This is a genomic window from Massilia sp. LXY-6, from assembly GCF_051233485.1.
In the GTDB taxonomy this organism is placed as follows: domain Bacteria; phylum Pseudomonadota; class Gammaproteobacteria; order Burkholderiales; family Burkholderiaceae_D; genus Telluria.
The window spans coordinates 1-16508 of record NZ_JBKFGF010000060.1 but is presented as its reverse complement, the minus strand read 5'-3'; the positions used below and the strand labels follow the sequence as shown (position 1 = coordinate 16508).

The following is a 16508-nucleotide window of genomic DNA, read 5'->3' as shown; positions in this document are numbered from 1 at the left end:
TCGCGGCCTGCTCGCCGCCCAGTTCGCGCAGCGCCCGGTTGGCGTTCGAGATCGCCTCTTCCGACTCGGCCAGCTCGTCGGCCGCGTCGTCCTTTTCGCTCTCGGTGCGGCTGATGTCCTTCTTCAGCGCATTCAGTTGTTGCTGGATGCCGGCGCGCTGCGCCTCGGCCTCGGCTTTCTGCTTGCTGCGCGCGGTAGGGCGCGAGGGCGCCGCTTGCGCTTCGCCGAGGGCGAGCGCAAGCGCGCACGCCAGCAGGCCGCACAGCAGCGCGCTGCCGGCTGACTTCATTACAAAGCGCAAGGTTTACTTTGCCTTCCCTTGGTTGGCCACGGCGGCCATCGCGGCCGCGATCGCTTCCTGGTCGCCCAGGTAGTAATGGCGGATCGGCTTCAGGTTCTCGTCCAGCTCGTACACCAGCGGGGTGCCGTTCGGGATGTTGAGGCCGACGATGTCGGTGTCGCTGATGTTGTCGAGCATCTTGATCAGGGCGCGCAGGCTGTTGCCGTGGGCCGAGATCAGGATCTTCTTGCCGGCGCGGATGGCCGGGGCGATTTCCTCGTCCCAGGCCGGCATCACGCGCGCGACGGTGTCCTTCAGGCATTCGGTCAGCGGGATCTGTGCTTTGTCGAGGCCGGCGTAGCGCGGGTCCTTGAACGAGGTGCGCGGATCGCTGTCTTCGAGCGCCGGCGGCGGGGTGTCGTAGCTGCGGCGCCAGACCAGCACCTGCTCGTCGCCGAACTTGGCGGCGGTCTCGGCCTTGTCCAGGCCCTGCAGGGCGCCGTAGTGGCGCTCGTTCAGGCGCCAGTCGTTCTTGACCGGCAGCCACATCATGTCCATCTCGTCCATGGCGAGCCACAGGGTACGGATCGCGCGCTTGAGCACGGAGGTGTAGGCGAGGTCGAAGCTGAAGCCGGCTTCGCGCAGCAGGCGGCCGGCGGTGGTCGCCTCCTTGACGCCCTTCTCTGTCAGGTCAACGTCGGTCCAGCCCGTAAAGCGGTTTTCGAGGTTCCAGGTGGATTCGCCGTGGCGCATGAATACGATTTTGTACATAAGGCTCTTCGGATAAAAAAAAATGGTGGGAAATATCGATTCAGCTTCTATTTTATAATGCGACGATTCAATTCAGTTCAACCGACGGAAACTTCGTGAAATTCATCCTTGACCATATCTTCGTTGTTGCGATCGCCGTGATTTCCGGCGCTGCCCTGCTGTGGCCGGCGCTCGCGCCGCGTGGCCGCCGCGCTACCCCGCTCCAGGCGACCCAGATGATGAACCGCGGCAAAGCCACGGCCGTGATCGACGTGCGCGGCAGCGACGAGTTCGCCGCTGGCCACTTGCGCGACGCAAAAAACCTTCCACTGGCAGACTTGGGCAATCGCATCGGCGAGTTGGACAAGTCGAAAACCAAGACCGTGATCGTGGTGTGCCAGAGCGGCGCCCGCGCCGACAAGGCGGCGCGCCAGATCAGGGCCGCCGGTTTCGAGGACGTCTACACGCTGGATGGCGGCGTCGCGGCCTGGACGGCTGCCGGCCTGCCCCTGACCAAATAATCGTTCGAAAGGATTACTGATGACTGCCCACGTCGTTCTCTACCACACTGCAAGCTGCCCTTACTGCGTGCGCGCCGAGCGCCTGCTGGAAGCCAAGGGCGTGACCGAGATCGAGCGCATCCGTGTCGACCTCGACCCGGAACAGCGCGCCATCATGATGCAGCGCACCGGTCGCCGCACCGTACCGCAGATCTATGTGGGCGACACCCACGTCGGCGGCTTCGACGACCTGTACGCGCTCGACCAGGCTGGCCGCCTGGACCCGCTGCTGAAGGGCGATTCGGCCTGAATACGGGCCTGACCGGCAATGCTATGGCAACCGAGTTGGTTTTGATACAATTGCCGACGCCTTGACATTCAAGCATATGGGACGGCTCGTCCGTCCTTCACACTATTAACGAAAGCGTTCCATGGCCGACGAAAACCTGCAACCCGTGTTCCAAATCCAGCGTGTTTACCTGAAAGACATGTCGCTGGAACAACCGAATTCCCCGGCGATCTTCCTCGAGCAGGAAGCACCGACCATCGAGGTCTCGCTGGACGTCGGCGCCGAAGGAATCGCCGATGGCATCTACGAATCGACCGTGACCATCACCGTGACCGCCAAGGTCAAGGACAAGGTCGCTTTCCTGGTCGAAGGCAAGCAGGCTGGCATCTTCGAAGCCCGCAACATCCCGGCTGACCAGATGGACCCGCTGCTGGGCATCGGCTGCCCGAACATCATCTATCCTTACCTGCGTAGCAACATCGCCGACTTCATCACCCGTGCCGGCTTCCCGCCTGTGCACCTGGCTGAAATCAACTTTGAAGTGTTCTACCAGCAGCGCCGCCAAGCGCTGGCCGAGCAGGCTGCCGCAGCTGGCACGCCGGCCGCCAACCAGTAATACAGCAAGACCCGAGGTTCGGTCTGCCTGTACCAGGCTGGCCGGACATCTATCTTTTCTGCCTTTCGGCGCGTGTCGTTTTCCCAAAGGCCTGTCATGCGCACCAATCGCATCCGTCAACGTCTCATCGCAGGCAGCCTCCTGTTGCTGGCCTCCTGCGCGGCCGCGGCGTTCGATTTCAAGACGGTGGGCGCACATTCCGCGGTCCTGTACGACGCCCCGTCCGCCAAGGGCGGCAAGCTGTTCATCGCCCCGAGCGGCATGCCGGTCGAGGTCATGCTCAGCTATGGCGACTGGGTCAAGGTGCGCGATGCGGCCGGCGACCTCGCCTGGACCGAAGCCAGGAACCTGTCGGCCAGGCGCAACGTGATCGTGCGCGTGGCCGGTGCCAAGGTGCGCGCCGCACCGGAAGACAATGCCGCCGTCCTGATGACGGCCGATAAGAACGTCCTGCTCGAACTGGTCGATCCGGAAGCCGGCCCGTGGGTGCGCGTGCGCCACCGCGACGGCATCGGCGGCTACGTCAGGGCGTCCGACGTCTGGGGCATCTGAGCCCCCTATTCCATGCACGAAGCCAAACAAGCCCAACCCATCACTGTCCTCGGCGCCGGCGCCTGGGGCACGGCGGTCGCGATCGCGCTGGCCGCCCGCCACGACGTCCTGCTGTGGGGTCGTAATCCGGAACAGATGGCCGCCACCGATGCGGCGCGCGAGAACCTCACCTACCTGCCGGGCCATCCGCTGCCGCCCGCCTTGCGCGTGTCGGCCGACTTCGAGGCCGCGATCGCCCACGTCACCCAGGCTGCACCCGGCACGACGCCGCTGCTGATCGCGGCCTGTCCGGTGGCCGGCTTGCGCCCGCTGCTCGAGCAATTGAAGGGCCGGCCGATCCCGAACATCGTCTGGCTGTGCAAGGGTTTCGAATACGGCACCGGCCTGCTGCCGCACCAGGTGGTGCGCGAGGTACTCGGTGACACTGTCCCCGGCGCCGCCCTGTCCGGCCCTTCGTTCGCCCAGGAAGTGGCGCGCGGCCTGCCCTGCGGGCTGACGGTGGCCTCCAGCTCGGCCGAACTGCGCGAGCGCGTGGTCTCCCTCGTGCACGGCGGCAGCGTGCGCGTGTACGCCTGCGACGACCTGGTCGGCGTGGAAGTCGGCGGCGCGGTCAAGAACATCCTCGCCATCGCCACCGGCGCGGCCGATGGCCTGGGCCTGGGCCTGAACGCGCGCGCGGCCCTGATCACGCGCGGACTGGCCGAGATCACCCGCCTCGGCACCACGCTGGGCGCCCAGCCCGCCACCTTCATGGGGCTGACCGGCATGGGCGACCTGATCCTGACCTGCACCGGAGATTTGTCGCGCAACCGCCGCGTCGGCCTGGCGCTGGCCCAGGGCAAGGCGCTCGACACCATCGTCAGGGAACTCGGCCACGTGGCCGAAGGCGTGCCGTGCGCGAAAGCCGTGCGCGAACTGGCGGCGAAACTCGGCGTCGACATGCCGATCACCAATGCTGTGGCCGGCGTGCTGTTCGATGGCGCCTCGGTGCAGGAAACCGTGGACCGGTTGCTGGCGCGGGATCCGCGCAATGAATTAGCGTAGGGTGGGCTCTCCGAGCCCACGCGTAACGTCCGCACACCGCAGGCGTCACGCGTGGGCACATGGTGCCTACGCCGGCCGCGCCCACCCTACGTATTCGGTGCCCCGCGCGGGTCGCGGGTCGGGCCGCCGCTGTTGTCGCCCGGGTGCAGCAGGATGGTCATCAGGGCGACGGCATCCTTGTTGGCGCGCACCGCGTGCGGCTCGCCGCCGGCCAGGTAGACCATCTCGTTCGGGCGCAGGATGGTAGTGCGGCCGTGGGCGTCGAAGGCGATCTCGCCTTCCAGGCACAGCAGCGTCATTTCTCCCTCGACCCGGTGCTCAGGCAGCGGCTTTTCCTTAGGCAACACCAGCCGGATCAGCTCCATGTGATCGGTCTTGATCAGCGCGATCGACGTGAAGTTCGCGATGTCGTCCTCGCCCCGCGAAAGTAGAATCCGTTCCCCCGATACTGCGTGTTGCAAGGCCATGTCGCTCTCCAATCAGTAATCATTCTTCGAAAGTCTGGGGCACCCCGCGCAGCCAATCGACCAGCGCGGTGGCGTCCTTGAATCCTTGCGCGAGCTGGGGCACCAGTTTTTCCGGGGCATTGACGTCGAGTTTCGTCTCGGTCCAGACGAAATAGCTCTTGAGCTTCAGGTATTCGACCAATGGGTGGTCCGGGTCGAAGCCTTTGGGCGGACGCTGCAGCTTGTCTTCCGCGGTCAGGTCGCCATAGGTCTCGCGCAGATGTTTATTCTTCAACATTTTGCCAAACCCTGTCGCATCGTTGACCACGTGTTCGCGGATCGCCTTCAGGCGCGGTGCCGGCGGCAGGTATTCACCGGCGCCGAACTGCAAGGTGCCGTCGGCTTCGATGTGGAAATAATAGGTCGGGCCGCCGGCCGCGCTGGGACGGCGCTTGTCGCCCGGCGCGATGCCGGCCGAGAAATGCGTTTTATAGGGCGTCTTGTCGTGCGAAAAGCGGGTGTCGCGCTGGAAGCGGAACGCCGCCTTCTTCGGATCGCAGGCCGCCACCTGGCGGTCGAACTTCGCGACCTCCCGGATCAGCTCCGTCAGCGTCTCGATGAACTCGGTGCGCAGGATGTCGTAGCGGGGTTTGTTCCAGAGGAACCAGGGGCGGTTGTTGTTGTCCTTGATTTCGGTGAGGAATTGCGTCAGGTCGCGCAGGTGCATGGGGCGTCGTTCGGATGAAGTTGAATGATAAAAATCAGGGCGTCTGGCGCGGGCGGCGGCCGACCGTGACGTCGAGCGTGGACTGGCGATTCTTGCGCATCACCGTCATTTTCGCTTTGCCACCCGGCGTCAGGTCGGCGATCAGGTTCAGCATGTCGTTGGTGCTACCGACCTTCTTGCCGTCCACCGACAACAGGATGTCGCCGGGACGCATGCCGGCGCGGTCGGCCGGGCCGCCGCGCACCACGCCGGCGATGATGGCGCCGCTGTCGCGCGCGAGGCCGAAACTGTCGGCCAGTTCCGGCGTGATGTCCTGGGATTCGATGCCGATCCAGCCGCGCACCACCTGGCCATGCTTGACGATGGAGTCGAGCACGGTCTTGGCGGTCGAGACGGGAATGGCAAAGCCGATCCCGACCGAGCCGCCGGTCTGCGAGTAGATCGCCGAGTTAATCCCGAGCAGGTTGCCGCGGGTGTCGACTAGGGCCCCGCCCGAGTTGCCGAAGTTGATCGCGGCGTCGGTCTGGATGAAATTCTCGAAATGGTTGATGTGCAGGTTGTTGCGGCCCAGGGCAGAGATGATGCCGAGGGTAACGGTCTGGCCGACGCCGAAGGGATTGCCGATCGCCAGCACCACGTCGCCCACGCGCGCTTCCTTCGGATCGCCCAGCACGATCACCGGCAATTTGTTCGCCTTGATGCGGATCACAGCGAGGTCGGTTTCCGGATCGGTGCCGACGATGCTGGCGGCAGCCTTGCGGCCGTCGGCCAGGCCAACCTCGATCTCGTCGGCGCCTTCGATCACGTGGTAGTTGGTCAGGATGTAGCCCTCGGCGCTGACGATCACGCCCGAGCCGAGGCTGGCCATCTGTTCCTGCGGCGGCAGTTTGTCGCCGAAGAAGCGGCGGAAGAACGGGTCTTTCAGCAGCGGATGCGTCTCGCGCAGAGCCTTGCTGGTCAGGATATTGACGACGGCCGGCATCGCGCGCCCGGCCGCCTCGCGGTAGCTGCCCGGTGCCGCCGCCCCCGGGGCCTGCAGCACGGGTACCGCACGGCCGGGAGCGCCGATCCCGACCTGGGTCGGCGCACGCTGCATCGACAGCGCCCCCAGCCACTCCGGGCGCAGGGCCGCGATCACGGCATAGATGCCGAGGGCGATCGTGACGGTCTGCGCGAACAGGAGCCAGTAGCGCCGCATGATGCGTGGCCGTTTCGTTTCAGCTGCGGGTCTTCAGCGAATCGCGGATCTCGCGCAGCAGCACGATTTCTTCCGGCGCCACGACGACCACTTCTTCCTTGGGATGGAACGAATTGCGCATCCGGTTCATCAAACGAACCATCTGGAAGATCACGAAAGCAAGGATCAGAAAATTCAGCAGGATCGTCAGGAAGTTACCGTAGGCCAGCACGGCGCCCGCCTTTTTCGCCTCCGCCAGCGGCAAGCCGTAGGCCTGGCCGTTCAGGGGAAGGTAATAGCTCGCGAAGTCGAGACCGCCGAACAGCTTGCTGATCGGCGGCATGATCACGTCCTGCACCAGCGAATCGACGATGCGTCCGAAGGCCCCGCCGATGATCACGCCGACGGCCAGGTCCATCACGTTGCCCTTCATCGCGAACTTCTTGAACTCTTCCATCATAGCCATCCCGATCCTCCTTGTCGTTTTTATATACGTGAAAAGATGATACCTGAAAGCCGGGCTGCCGCTACCGCGAGCAAGTCTTGACGCGACCGCGGGCAAAAGCGGGAAATGCACATTTGGAAGTCATCATGATGGCAAGAACGTTTTTTCTTTAATTTGTAAAACTGTTCACATATAATCGACTGTTGCAATAAAGGTTTTTACCTAATTGCAATCTATTGCATTGCAGCATTTCGCATTTGACGAATGGAGTTGGTATGAGTAATGAGAAGCAGGTCGATACAGGCCGGCGAGGCTTGCTCGTGGCTACATGCGCGGCGGGCGGCGTTGTCGGTGTTTCAACGGCCGGAGTTCTGGTAAGTACTTTCCAGCCTTCGGAACGAGCGAAAGCGGCTGGTGCGCCGGTCGAGGTGGACATCTCCGACGTCAAGCCTGGCGAAATGAAAGTGGTGGAATGGCGCGGCAAGCCGGTCTGGGTCTTGCGCCGCACCCCGGAAATGCTGGCGAGCCTGCCAAAGAACGACAGTCTGGTGGCCGACCCGAAATCCGAAAAACCGTACCAGATGGAAACGCCTGGGTACGCCAAGAACGAAACCCGTTCGCGCCAGGAGCACAAGGAAGTGCTGGTCGCGGTGGGCATCTGTTCGCACCTGGGCTGCTCGCCCTCTTCCCGCTTTGCCGAAGGTCCGCAGCCGAACCTGCCGGACGACTGGCACGGCGGCTTCCTGTGCCCCTGCCACGGCTCGACCTTCGACCTGGCCGGCCGCGTCTTCAAGAACAAGCCGGCGCCGGCCAATCTCGACGTCCCTCCGTACATGTACCTGTCCGATAATAAGCTCGTGATCGGCAAAGACGAAAAAGGCGAGGCATAAGATGGGCGCAGCTTTCAAGGAAACCAAACTCCCGGCGAATGCGCCGAAGAGCCAGAAAGCGCTGGCCTGGGTCGACGACCGCTTCCCCTTGTCGAAACTGTGGAACGACCAGTGGGGCAAGTATTACGCCCCGAAGAACTTCAACGTCTGGTATATCTTCGGCTCGCTGGCCATGCTGGTGCTGGTGCTGCAAATCGTCACCGGCATCTTCCTGACCATGCATTACAAGCCGGATGCCGGCCTCGCGTTCGGTTCGGTCGAATACATCATGCGTGAAGTCCCGTGGGGCTGGCTGGTGCGCTACATGCACTCGACCGGCGCCTCGGCCTTCTTCATCATCGTTTACCTGCACATGACCCGTGCGCTGCTGTACGGTTCCTACCGCAAGCCGCGCGAGCTGATCTGGCTGTTCGGCTTCGCCACCTTCCTGTGCCTGATGGCGGAAGCCTTCTTCGGCTACCTGCTGCCGTGGGGCCAGATGTCGTACTGGGGCGCCCAGGTGATCGTCAACCTGTTCAGCGCCATTCCGGTCATCGGCCCCGACCTGTCGCTGTGGATCCGCGGCGACTACGTGGTGTCGGACGCGACCCTGAACCGCTTCTTCGCCTTCCACGTGATCGCGATCCCGCTGGTCCTGCTGGGCCTGGTGGCCGCGCACCTGATCGCGCTGCACGAAGTCGGCTCGAACAATCCGGACGGCATCGAAGTGAAGGAAAACGTCGGCCCGGACGGCCACGGCGTCGACATGATCCCGTCGCACCCCTACTACACCACCAAGGACCTGTTCGGCGTGACGGTGTTCCTGTTCATCTACAGCGCGGTGATCTTCTATGCGCCTGAGATGGGCGGCTACTTCCTGGAGTACAACAACTTCATTCCGGCCGATTCGATGAAGACCCCGCCGCACATCGCGCCGACCTGGTACTTCACGCCGTTCTACTCGGTGCTGCGCGCCACGACTTCGGACTTCATGTGGGTCGTGATGGCCGGCGTTGCCGCCTATGTCGTGTTCATCTGGCTGCGTTCGCGCCTGTCATACAAGACCAAGCTGATCATCACCGCGATCGCCGTGGTGCTGGAGATCGGCATGCTGTTCCTGGACGCGAAAGTCTGGGGCGTGGTGCTGTTTGGCTCGTCCGTCGTGATCCTGGCCCTGCTGCCATGGCTGGACCACTCGCCGGTAAAGTCGATCCGCTACCGCCCGGACTGGCACAAGTACGTGTACACCGTGTTCGGCATCGCCTTCCTGACGCTGGGCTACCTCGGCACCCAGCCGCCGACCCCGTCCTCGACGCTGATGGCCCAGGCCTGCACGCTGATCTACTTCAGCTTTTTCCTCCTGATGCCGTGGTGGAGCGCCTCGGGCCGGTTCAAACCGGTACCGAATCGCGTGAGCTTCACCCCACATTGACCGCTACGGAAAAGGACAACCATGAATTTTTCGAAGAAGATACTCGCGGTCCTTGCCTTGCTGCCGGGATTCGTCTTTGCGAACGAGGGTAGTTTCCCACTGGATCGCGCACCGGAACGCAACGATATTGCGTCACTGCAAAACGGTGCCAAGCTGTTCGTCAACTACTGCCTGAACTGTCATTCGGCGTCGGCGATGCGCTACAATCGCCTGCGGGACCTGGGCCTGAGCGAGGACCAGATCAAGAACAACCTGCTGTTCTCCGGCGAGAAGGTGGGCGACATGATGACGATCGCGATGCGTCCTGCGGACGCGAAAGCCTGGTTCGGCGCGGTGCCGCCGGACCTGTCGGTGATCACGCGCGCACGCGCGTCGGGCGCCGGTTCGGGTGCGGACTACCTGTACACCTACCTGCGCACCTTCTACAAGGACGACACCCGCCCGACCGGCTGGAACAACATGGTGGTGCCGAACGTCGCCATGCCGCACGTGCTGTGGCAGCTGCAGGGCGTGCGCACCGCCAAGATGGTCGAGGAAGCGGACCCGCACGAGCACGGCAAGACGGTGCACAAGTTCGCCGGTTTCGAGGAGGTCAGCAAAGGCCAGCTCAGCCCGCAGGAGTTCGATACCCAGGTAGCCGACCTGGTCGCTTACATGAACTGGATGGCGGAGCCGGCGCAGGATTTGCGCAAGCGCCTGGGTGCAATCGTGTTGCTGTTCCTTGCTGTTTTCGCTTTCCTTGCCTGGAGACTAAACGCTTCTTATTGGAAAGACGTAAAGTGATGTGATTGCCCGGTTATAATGCGGGCAATTATTATCTGGGGTGAGCCGCTTGGCGCTTCACCCCTTTGTTTCTTGAAGGAACTATAAACCATGATGGTTCTCTACTCCGGCACGACGTGCCCGTTCTCCCAGCGCTGCCGTCTGGTCCTGTTCGAAAAGGGCATGGACTTTGAAGTGCGCGACGTGGACCTGTTCAACAAGCCCGAAGACATCTCGACGATGAACCCGTACGGCCAAGTGCCGATCCTGGTCGAGCGCGAGCTGATCCTGTACGAATCGAACATCATCAACGAGTACATCGACGAGCGCTTCCCGCACCCGCAGCTGATGCCGGCCGACCCGCTGATGCGCGCCCGTGCCCGCCTGATGTTGTTCAACTTCGAAAAAGAGCTGTTCGTGCACGTGAACACGCTCGAGAACGAGCGCAACAAGGTCGGCGACAAGAGCCACGACAAGGCCCGTGCGGAAATCCGCGACCGCCTGACCACGCTGGCCCCGCTGTTCCTGAAGAACAAGTACATGCTGGGTGACGAGTTTTCGATGCTGGACGTCGCCATCGCTCCGCTGCTGTGGCGCCTGGATCACTACGGCATCGAACTGTCGAAGACCGCCGCGCCGCTGATGAAGTACGCCGAGCGCATCTTCTCGCGTCCTGCCTACATCGAAGCGCTGACTCCGTCCGAAAAAGTGATGCGCCGCTAAAGAACCTCAGAAACCTGCAGCGCACTAGCGGCGCTTGCGACGGTTTCTGATGTCCTTTAAACGAATCGAGTGCCCTTCCGGCAACCCGGACACCGTTGCACGCCAGTTTTTCGACGCCTCATGGCGAATCGGATTACACTGGCGTGTAACAACTTGTTTCAATTTGATCCTGAACATGCCAGACATCTCCACCAAGCCATATCTGCTGCGCGCCATTTACGAATGGTGCACGGACAGTGGCTACACGCCTTACCTGGCGGTCAAGGTCGACGCCGCGACCACGGTTCCGATGGAATACGTGAAGAAGGGCGAGATCATCCTCAATATCAGCTACGGCGCGACCTCCGGGCTGAAGATGGACAACGACGCGATCACGTTCCGGGCACGCTTCAACGGCGTGTCGCGCGAGCTGTACATTCCGGTACAGAACGTGCTGGCGATCTACGCCAACGAAAACGGCCAAGGGATGGCCTTCGACGTCAGCACCACCGCCGCCGAACTGGCCCCGCCTGCTCCCGCGCCCGTACCGGAAACGGCCAGTGCTCCTGCCGCTGCTTCCGCCCCCGGTCTGTCGGCCGTTCCGGGCAAGACCAGCGGTGCAACGGCATCCGAGGTGTCGCATCTACCCGACGATAACAACGAACCACCCAAAAAAGGTGGTCGCCCGACGTTGACCAGGATTAAATAAGGGTATAATTCTGGCCACATTGCCGGCTTAGCTCATCAGGTAGAGCAGTTGATTTGTAATCATCAGGTGGCGGGTTCGAGTCCTGCAGCCGGCACCAATAGAATCAAGCACTTAGCCCAGCCTTTATGGTTGGGCTTTTTGCTTTTTGGGGTTCATGTAACCGCTGTGTAACCCCGTTTCCAAGCGGACTTCGCCAATGCATGAGAGCCAGGAAAACTTCTAGGCGACATTCGCATTGCCAAAAATGCATTGTCGCAATATGATTTGCCTACATTGCAATTGGTTCTGCATCGTTTTCGGATCGCTAACGCTTGAAGAAGCAGCTGGGAGTGGTTTATGAAAGTCATCTTTTCACGCAAGGGATTTGATTCGGGATACGGAAAAGTCCCAAGTCCAATACTTGAAGACGGCACGCTCCTTTCCTTACCAATTCCCAGCACCGAGGACAGCGACACCATGGCGTCGCTCCAAACCCATGGAGTCGACCTCGACGGCTTGCTGCAGGATTTGAGTCGAGGTAAGCACTCTGTTCAGACACGTATCCACCATGATCCGGAGCTGCTGAACCATCGTGGTCGCCAAAATTGGCGCCCGGCACTCGGCCAGACTGGCGCAGCCCACGGACACTTGGCGAAACAGGGCGTTGGCCCGGGTGACGTCTTTCTGTTCTTTGGCTGGTTCCGCCAGGTGGAGCGCGTCGACGGCCGGTGGCGCTATGTGCGCACGGCGCCCGATCTGCATGTGTTGTTCGGTTGGCTCGAGGTCGATGAAGTACTACCGATCGTGCTCGAGCGCGAGCGCTGCCTGGCCGCATATCCGGCAATCGCCAGTCATCCCCACGTCGCGTCGCCAGAGCACTACAGCCATCGGAACAACCATCTCTACATGGGGTCCGAACGGAGCCGCTTCGCGCAAGGTCAGCCGGGTGGTGGCTACTTCAAGCGTTTTACACCTCAGTTGCAACTGACTGCGCCCGGCGAAACCCGCACGCTCTGGAGCTTGCCAGAATGGATGGTGCCGGCTCAAGGACGGCGCGCCCTGACCTATCATGAGAATCCCGCCCGCTGGACATCACACTCCGGGCGTGTGCTCATGCAATCTGTCGGCAAGGGCCAAGAATTCGTACTGCACTGCGATGACTACCCAGAGGCCCGCGACTGGCTGTCGGGCATCATTGCCTCACATAGCGCACCATGAGCATCTATACCGTATATCTTCGCCAGCCTGCAGGGCTACACGACCGTCGCTGTGACCCGTTCTGGGAATTTGGAAGCTTCGGCTCGACCGGATGCCACAGCAGTAATCTCCTGCATCCACGCCGCTCTCCGCTAACTGCTGACGATCGTCTGGTCTTCCTGCAAGGGGCGCCCGGTGAAGTTCGTGCGATAGCAATGACGCCGCCGATTCGGATTGGCGGGCACTCCGCACGCCTCGAAGCGCTATGGGATCCAACCTATCGTCCCCTGCCGTACGCGCAAGCGGCCCTATTCATCAATAACGCCGGCCAAACGGACTTCCCTTCGCTGCTGGCAATGCTCAAAGGTGTCCGACGCGATACGCCATGTAGTGCTGTCGGCAGCAAGTTCCGTAGCCGCTGTTCCCCTCTGGACGGTACGCTCGCCGCCGAGCTTATAGCATGGTTTAACCGCTCACACGGTCAGGCAGCTGAGTACTTCGAGGCGATCTGCCACACGAATGATCGATGGCACGAATATGCCTCACAATCCGGGTGGGCAGATGCGGAAGTGCGCGCTCAGCGATATCGAGAGTTCGGCGGCAACCTGAACAAGGATGTAGCTGGAGAATCCCCTGAAGGCTCTTCGTCCAGGTGTGGATTATCCACCAGATCAGCAGAGAAACCGCGGGCACCGCTTAGCGCCGGTCCGGTCCCGGGACCCGCACGGATAAAACGTCGATGTGGCTAAGATTGAAGTTCTGGCTGAGCACGTTGCTGGCTTTACACGCCGGTGAGCTCCTGCTTATCTGAGCATCATGTATGCCGAGCCAACTGTAATCTCTGTGCCGTAGCTGAAATATAACTTTGACAAGCCTGCAAGAACTCCACTATGGACAGCCAACATTGGGTACTCCTATAATTTTTCATGAGGAAATCCAACAGGGATTGGCTTCCTATATTGGAAGAGCAAACCCGGCTTGGTGTCACTTAACAATGTCTTCCACCTCAGCTCCACCCTTACAAAAGTCGTTGTAGGCATCGCCTGCACCCGCTTCCATCAGCCTTCTCAGAGGTGATTACCAAAATTAGGCAAAAGCCAACCGTAAGGCATGGCTGAACTTGACCTAGAGAATCTGTGATTTCCTAGGCACCACCCAACAGAGGCACGGTCACGCTTGACTGCGGCGCCTGCTCACGAACAAACTGATCTTGCCCCGCTATTCCCGGACACAGCCTGATGCTTAATTAGCGTCAGTTTCCAGAGCCTGACGGCTTCGCTCTTTTCTAAACATGCGCGGCGATTTATAGCCCAGCGCCGAGTGAGGATGCACCTCGTTGAAATGCCGGAAGGCGTCGGGCAACTGGGCCAGCACGACGGCGCCGTCGCTGCGGTCCATGCCGCCGACATAATCGCGTTTGAGCGTGTTCACGAAGCTCTCTGCCATGCCGTTCGATTGCGGGCTATTAACAGGCGTGTGCACCGGCTTGATGCCCAGTTGATGCGCCAAGGCGTGCGTCTCGATTGCCCGGAATGCGCCGCCATTATCGCTCAAGAATTCAAGCGTAATCGACCGCTCGTCCGTGCTGCCAAAGCGTGCCTCTACCGCCTCGATCATCATGTCGCGTACCGGTTCGCCGGGCAGGCCACGGCCGATCCAGGCACGCCAAGCGATGATCTCGCGGTCGCAGCAGTCCTTCATGAATACGCCCGTCACGACGTCGCCATTGTCGCAGGCGATCTCAAAGCCGTCCGAGCACCAGCGCTGGTTCGATTCCTCGACGGCTACCTTGCCATCATGAGCGCGGCCGCTGTCCCGGCGCTTGGGCGACTTCGGCAGCAGCAAACCCTGGGCCTTCATCACGCGATACATGCGCTTATGATTGACGGGCCGCAGGCCCATCAGGCTGCGCGTGCGGTTCACCAAGGCACCGGCACGACGGTAGCCGTAAGTCGGCAATGCCGTGATCTCGGCACGTACGGCGTCGGCAATCATCGCGTCAGCGACCGGGTCAAACTTGGCCGATGTGCGGCCGTCGATCCAGTCTGCTGGACGCGCAAGGCGATCAATAACGTTCGAGCGCGCTACACCAAGGACAGCGCAGACCGGCTTCACTGGCCGTCCTTGTCCAATAAGGGTGAGCGCGCAATCCACTAATGAGATGGTCCCCCCTCCACCCTGAAGAGTCTAAGCTGACAAGGTGTTTTCATCCTAAACGGAGGCCATCATGCAAGACGTTACGCTCATCGGCATCGACCTCGGCAAGCACAGCTTCCACGTGCACGGCCAGGACCGGCATGGCAAAGCGCTACTGCGCAAGAAGTTCAGCCGCAGGCAGCTGGTCGAGTTCCTCGCCAAGTTCCATGCATGTACGGTCGTGATGGAAGCCTGCGCAGGCGCCCACCACATGGCGCGACAATTGGCTGGCTACGGCCACGACGTCAAGCTGATCTCACCCCAGTTCGTGAAGCCCTTCGTCAAGAGCAATAAGAACGATTTCGTCGATGCCGAGGCGATCTGCGAGGCGGCCAGCCGTCCATCGATGCGCTTCGTGACACCGAAAAACGAAGCCCAGCAAACTTTGTCAGCCTTGCACCGCGTACGCGAGTCACTGGTTCATGACCGCACCAAGGCTTGCAATCAAATCCATGCCTTCCTTCTCGAATTCGGCATCAGCCTACCGAAAGGATATGCCGTGATCCGGCGTCTGCCGGTTATCCTGGCAGAGCAGCGCTTGCCGCTGCGGCTGGTGCAGGTGTTGGAAAGGCTGCATGCCCACTTCAAATACCTGGACGAGCAGATTGCCCAAATCGAGAAGGAATTAGCAGCCCAACTGGCCGATGACGACCTCGGTCAACGATTGATGAGTGTGCCTGGCATCGGACCGATCACGGCGAGCGTGCTGGCAAGCGAAGTAGGCGACTGCAAGCAGTATCGATGCGGTCGGGATCTTGCCGCAGCGTTCGGCCTAGTGCCACGCCAGTACAGCACGGGCGGCAAGAACAACCTGCTGGGTATCAGTAAACGCGGTGACAAGAAAGTCAGATACCTACTGGTGCAGTGCGCTAAAGCTTACATGCGACAACTGAATTACCAGACCGGCCAACTGGCATGCTGGGTGCGAGCGATGCGCGCGCGTCGGCACCCTAACGTCGTTGCCTGTGCGCTGGCGAGTAAGCTAGCCCGGATCGCCTGGGCGATCGCGACGCACCACACCACCTTTGAAGTGAGGGAAGCCCGCATACCCGCATAGGACTTCCCCAAGCTTACTGTACAACCACCACCGGTTTTGCGACTGCTGACTTTCGATGACGTGAACGGCACACCGGCCTGGCGGATACCCTGACGAAAAAATCGGCTGTTCAAGCCGACCCACTTTTTAGGACCGACAGGCGCGGCTCTCATCGTGGCGCGGAGAGATCTCCAACCGACGCCGGATAGATTGAAGCAAGCCTACCCACATCGTACGAAATCAGCTTGCAAAAAGGAGGGGGACTAGCATCTCCAGTGAGCTGCATTCGGCACGTTACTTGGACAGTCCACGAAAGCGGTAGGAAGGTACCTGATCAAGGCTTTCAACCGACCGTCGCCGGCAAGCTGCCGATCAGCTTGCACCCGCATTCCGTCGTGCATCCCTCGACCGCAACGGGCACCCCGTCGACTGTAAGTGTGTCGTGGGCGGTGATGATCTTGTTTACACCGTGCGGTTTGCCACCGGGGTAGGGCTGCGGACAGTCAACTTTGTCACCCAGCCGGGCGATCGCTTTTCCCCTGATGTCGTGGTTGGGCGAACCGCTAATCACTGTGCCGCCATGATCGGTTTTGTCTCCGACTGTAATGATTTTCAATGACATCTGGCTCTCCGGTGGAATCGGTGACGTTAGTAGATGGGTGGGCCGTCCGGCTAAGCGCGATCGCTAGGGAAGCGCTGATTTAATCGCCGAGCTCCCCCGGCCGCCGGCGCAACTGGCACAATGATGCATCCCATCTTTCCAGCATCACCGATGAAGCAAACGAGTTTTTCCGACGCCG

At 61.3% G+C, this 16508-nt stretch carries 18 protein-coding genes, 1 tRNA gene and 2 pseudogenes; 13 read left to right on the top strand and 8 right to left on the bottom strand.

Features of this window, described 5'->3' with window-relative positions:
- A pseudogene (locus tag ACI48D_RS22985) lies at positions 1 to 289 on the bottom strand (protease); the annotation flags it as partial.
- Positions 290 to 304: 15 nt separating this feature from the next.
- The gene (gpmA, locus tag ACI48D_RS22980) at positions 305 to 1051 is read right to left on the bottom strand and encodes a 2,3-diphosphoglycerate-dependent phosphoglycerate mutase (protein ID WP_435573558.1); all 747 of its coding nucleotides are present in this window, start codon (positions 1049 to 1051) and stop codon (positions 305 to 307) included.
- A gap of 95 nt (positions 1052 to 1146) precedes the next feature.
- Here gpmA and ACI48D_RS22975 point away from each other — a divergent pair, with 95 nt between their 5' ends.
- From ACI48D_RS22975 to ACI48D_RS22955, 5 genes are all read left to right on the top strand, one after another.
- Positions 1147 to 1551 carry a rhodanese-like domain-containing protein gene (locus tag ACI48D_RS22975; protein WP_435573557.1) on the top strand — a complete coding sequence of 135 codons (405 nt, stop codon included), beginning with the start codon at positions 1147 to 1149 and terminating at the stop codon, positions 1549 to 1551.
- Between the two features lie 19 nt (positions 1552 to 1570).
- Positions 1571 to 1840, top strand: coding sequence for a glutaredoxin 3 (gene grxC, locus ACI48D_RS22970; protein WP_435573556.1), 270 nt, complete (start codon positions 1571 to 1573; stop codon positions 1838 to 1840).
- Between the two features lie 121 nt (positions 1841 to 1961).
- Positions 1962 to 2435: a protein-export chaperone SecB gene (gene secB, locus ACI48D_RS22965; RefSeq protein ID WP_435573555.1), complete on the top strand. Its 474-nt coding sequence runs from the start codon at positions 1962 to 1964 to the stop codon at positions 2433 to 2435.
- Between the two features lie 96 nt (positions 2436 to 2531).
- Positions 2532 to 2987, top strand: a complete 456-nt coding sequence (locus ACI48D_RS22960) for an SH3 domain-containing protein (RefSeq protein WP_435573554.1) — start codon at positions 2532 to 2534, stop codon at positions 2985 to 2987.
- Positions 2988 to 2999: 12 nt separating this feature from the next.
- Entirely contained in the window at positions 3000 to 4031 is a 1032-nt protein-coding gene (locus tag ACI48D_RS22955) for an NAD(P)H-dependent glycerol-3-phosphate dehydrogenase (protein WP_435573553.1), read from the top strand.
- A gap of 86 nt (positions 4032 to 4117) precedes the next feature.
- On the opposite strand, the gene ACI48D_RS22950 is transcribed toward ACI48D_RS22955, so the two are convergent.
- The 4 genes from ACI48D_RS22950 to mscL are packed head-to-tail and all read right to left on the bottom strand — an operon-like array spanning position 4118 to position 6847.
- On the bottom strand, positions 4118 to 4498 hold the full coding sequence (locus ACI48D_RS22950; protein WP_435573552.1) for a cupin domain-containing protein: 381 nt from the start codon (positions 4496 to 4498) through the stop codon (positions 4118 to 4120).
- A 19-nt stretch (positions 4499 to 4517) separates the two neighbouring features.
- A complete protein-coding gene (locus ACI48D_RS22945; RefSeq protein ID WP_435573551.1) occupies positions 4518 to 5204 on the bottom strand; it encodes a DUF2461 domain-containing protein in 687 nt (228 codons plus the stop codon).
- A gap of 34 nt (positions 5205 to 5238) precedes the next feature.
- Positions 5239 to 6402, bottom strand: a complete 1164-nt coding sequence (locus tag ACI48D_RS22940; protein WP_435573550.1) for a Do family serine endopeptidase — start codon at positions 6400 to 6402, stop codon at positions 5239 to 5241.
- 19 nt (positions 6403 to 6421) lie between these two features.
- A complete protein-coding gene (gene mscL, locus ACI48D_RS22935) occupies positions 6422 to 6847 on the bottom strand; it encodes a large conductance mechanosensitive channel protein MscL (protein WP_435573549.1) in 426 nt (141 codons plus the stop codon).
- A 254-nt stretch (positions 6848 to 7101) separates the two neighbouring features.
- Here mscL and petA point away from each other — a divergent pair, with 254 nt between their 5' ends.
- The 7 genes from petA (at position 7102) to ACI48D_RS22900 (ending at position 12497) form a co-directional block, all read left to right on the top strand.
- Complete coding sequence (gene petA, locus ACI48D_RS22930) at positions 7102 to 7716, top strand: ubiquinol-cytochrome c reductase iron-sulfur subunit (protein WP_435573548.1); 615 nt, start codon at positions 7102 to 7104, stop codon at positions 7714 to 7716.
- Between the two features lies 1 nt (position 7717).
- A complete protein-coding gene (locus ACI48D_RS22925; protein WP_435573547.1) occupies positions 7718 to 9127 on the top strand; it encodes a cytochrome b in 1410 nt (469 codons plus the stop codon).
- A 21-nt stretch (positions 9128 to 9148) separates the two neighbouring features.
- Complete coding sequence (locus ACI48D_RS22920; protein WP_435573546.1) at positions 9149 to 9910, top strand: cytochrome c1; 762 nt, start codon at positions 9149 to 9151, stop codon at positions 9908 to 9910.
- A gap of 90 nt (positions 9911 to 10000) precedes the next feature.
- A complete protein-coding gene (locus ACI48D_RS22915) occupies positions 10001 to 10612 on the top strand; it encodes a glutathione S-transferase N-terminal domain-containing protein (protein WP_036231132.1) in 612 nt (203 codons plus the stop codon).
- Positions 10613 to 10787: 175 nt separating this feature from the next.
- Complete coding sequence (locus ACI48D_RS22910) at positions 10788 to 11300, top strand: ClpXP protease specificity-enhancing factor (protein WP_435573545.1); 513 nt, start codon at positions 10788 to 10790, stop codon at positions 11298 to 11300.
- A gap of 21 nt (positions 11301 to 11321) precedes the next feature.
- Positions 11322 to 11397, top strand: a tRNA-Thr gene (locus ACI48D_RS22905).
- Positions 11398 to 11636: 239 nt separating this feature from the next.
- The gene (locus ACI48D_RS22900) at positions 11637 to 12497 is read left to right on the top strand and encodes a hypothetical protein (RefSeq protein WP_435573544.1); all 861 of its coding nucleotides are present in this window, start codon (positions 11637 to 11639) and stop codon (positions 12495 to 12497) included.
- Positions 12498 to 13718: 1221 nt separating this feature from the next.
- Here the strand turns inward: ACI48D_RS22900 and ACI48D_RS22895 are convergent.
- Positions 13719 to 14630 (bottom strand): annotated as a pseudogene (locus ACI48D_RS22895) (IS3 family transposase); the annotation flags it as partial.
- A 73-nt stretch (positions 14631 to 14703) separates the two neighbouring features.
- Between ACI48D_RS22895 and ACI48D_RS22890 the strand changes: the two are divergent.
- Positions 14704 to 15729, top strand: coding sequence for an IS110 family transposase (locus ACI48D_RS22890; RefSeq protein ID WP_435573543.1), 1026 nt, complete (start codon positions 14704 to 14706; stop codon positions 15727 to 15729).
- A gap of 322 nt (positions 15730 to 16051) precedes the next feature.
- Here the strand turns inward: ACI48D_RS22890 and ACI48D_RS22885 are convergent, their stop codons facing one another.
- Positions 16052 to 16330, bottom strand: a complete 279-nt coding sequence (locus tag ACI48D_RS22885) for a PAAR domain-containing protein (RefSeq protein WP_435573542.1) — start codon at positions 16328 to 16330, stop codon at positions 16052 to 16054.
- Positions 16331 to 16508 lie beyond the last annotated feature (178 nt).

Coding starts and splice junctions, on each gene's coding strand:
- ACI48D_RS22955 (WP_435573553.1), top strand. CDS start 3,000: ATGCACGAAGCCAAACAAGCCCAACCCATCACTGTCCTCGGCGCCGGC.
- ACI48D_RS22915 (WP_036231132.1), top strand. CDS start 10,001: ATGATGGTTCTCTACTCCGGCACGACGTGCCCGTTCTCCCAGCGCTGC.
- ACI48D_RS22900 (WP_435573544.1), top strand. CDS start 11,637: ATGAAAGTCATCTTTTCACGCAAGGGATTTGATTCGGGATACGGAAAA.
- ACI48D_RS22950 (WP_435573552.1), bottom strand. CDS start 4,498: ATGGCCTTGCAACACGCAGTATCGGGGGAACGGATTCTACTTTCGCGG.
- petA (WP_435573548.1), top strand. CDS start 7,102: ATGAGTAATGAGAAGCAGGTCGATACAGGCCGGCGAGGCTTGCTCGTG.
- grxC (WP_435573556.1), top strand. CDS start 1,571: ATGACTGCCCACGTCGTTCTCTACCACACTGCAAGCTGCCCTTACTGC.
- ACI48D_RS22890 (WP_435573543.1), top strand. CDS start 14,704: ATGCAAGACGTTACGCTCATCGGCATCGACCTCGGCAAGCACAGCTTC.
- gpmA (WP_435573558.1), bottom strand. CDS start 1,051: ATGTACAAAATCGTATTCATGCGCCACGGCGAATCCACCTGGAACCTC.
- mscL (WP_435573549.1), bottom strand. CDS start 6,847: ATGGCTATGATGGAAGAGTTCAAGAAGTTCGCGATGAAGGGCAACGTG.
- ACI48D_RS22940 (WP_435573550.1), bottom strand. CDS start 6,402: ATGCGGCGCTACTGGCTCCTGTTCGCGCAGACCGTCACGATCGCCCTC.
- ACI48D_RS22960 (WP_435573554.1), top strand. CDS start 2,532: ATGCGCACCAATCGCATCCGTCAACGTCTCATCGCAGGCAGCCTCCTG.
- ACI48D_RS22910 (WP_435573545.1), top strand. CDS start 10,788: ATGCCAGACATCTCCACCAAGCCATATCTGCTGCGCGCCATTTACGAA.
- ACI48D_RS22885 (WP_435573542.1), bottom strand. CDS start 16,330: ATGTCATTGAAAATCATTACAGTCGGAGACAAAACCGATCATGGCGGC.
- secB (WP_435573555.1), top strand. CDS start 1,962: ATGGCCGACGAAAACCTGCAACCCGTGTTCCAAATCCAGCGTGTTTAC.
- ACI48D_RS22920 (WP_435573546.1), top strand. CDS start 9,149: ATGAATTTTTCGAAGAAGATACTCGCGGTCCTTGCCTTGCTGCCGGGA.
- ACI48D_RS22925 (WP_435573547.1), top strand. CDS start 7,718: ATGGGCGCAGCTTTCAAGGAAACCAAACTCCCGGCGAATGCGCCGAAG.
- ACI48D_RS22945 (WP_435573551.1), bottom strand. CDS start 5,204: ATGCACCTGCGCGACCTGACGCAATTCCTCACCGAAATCAAGGACAAC.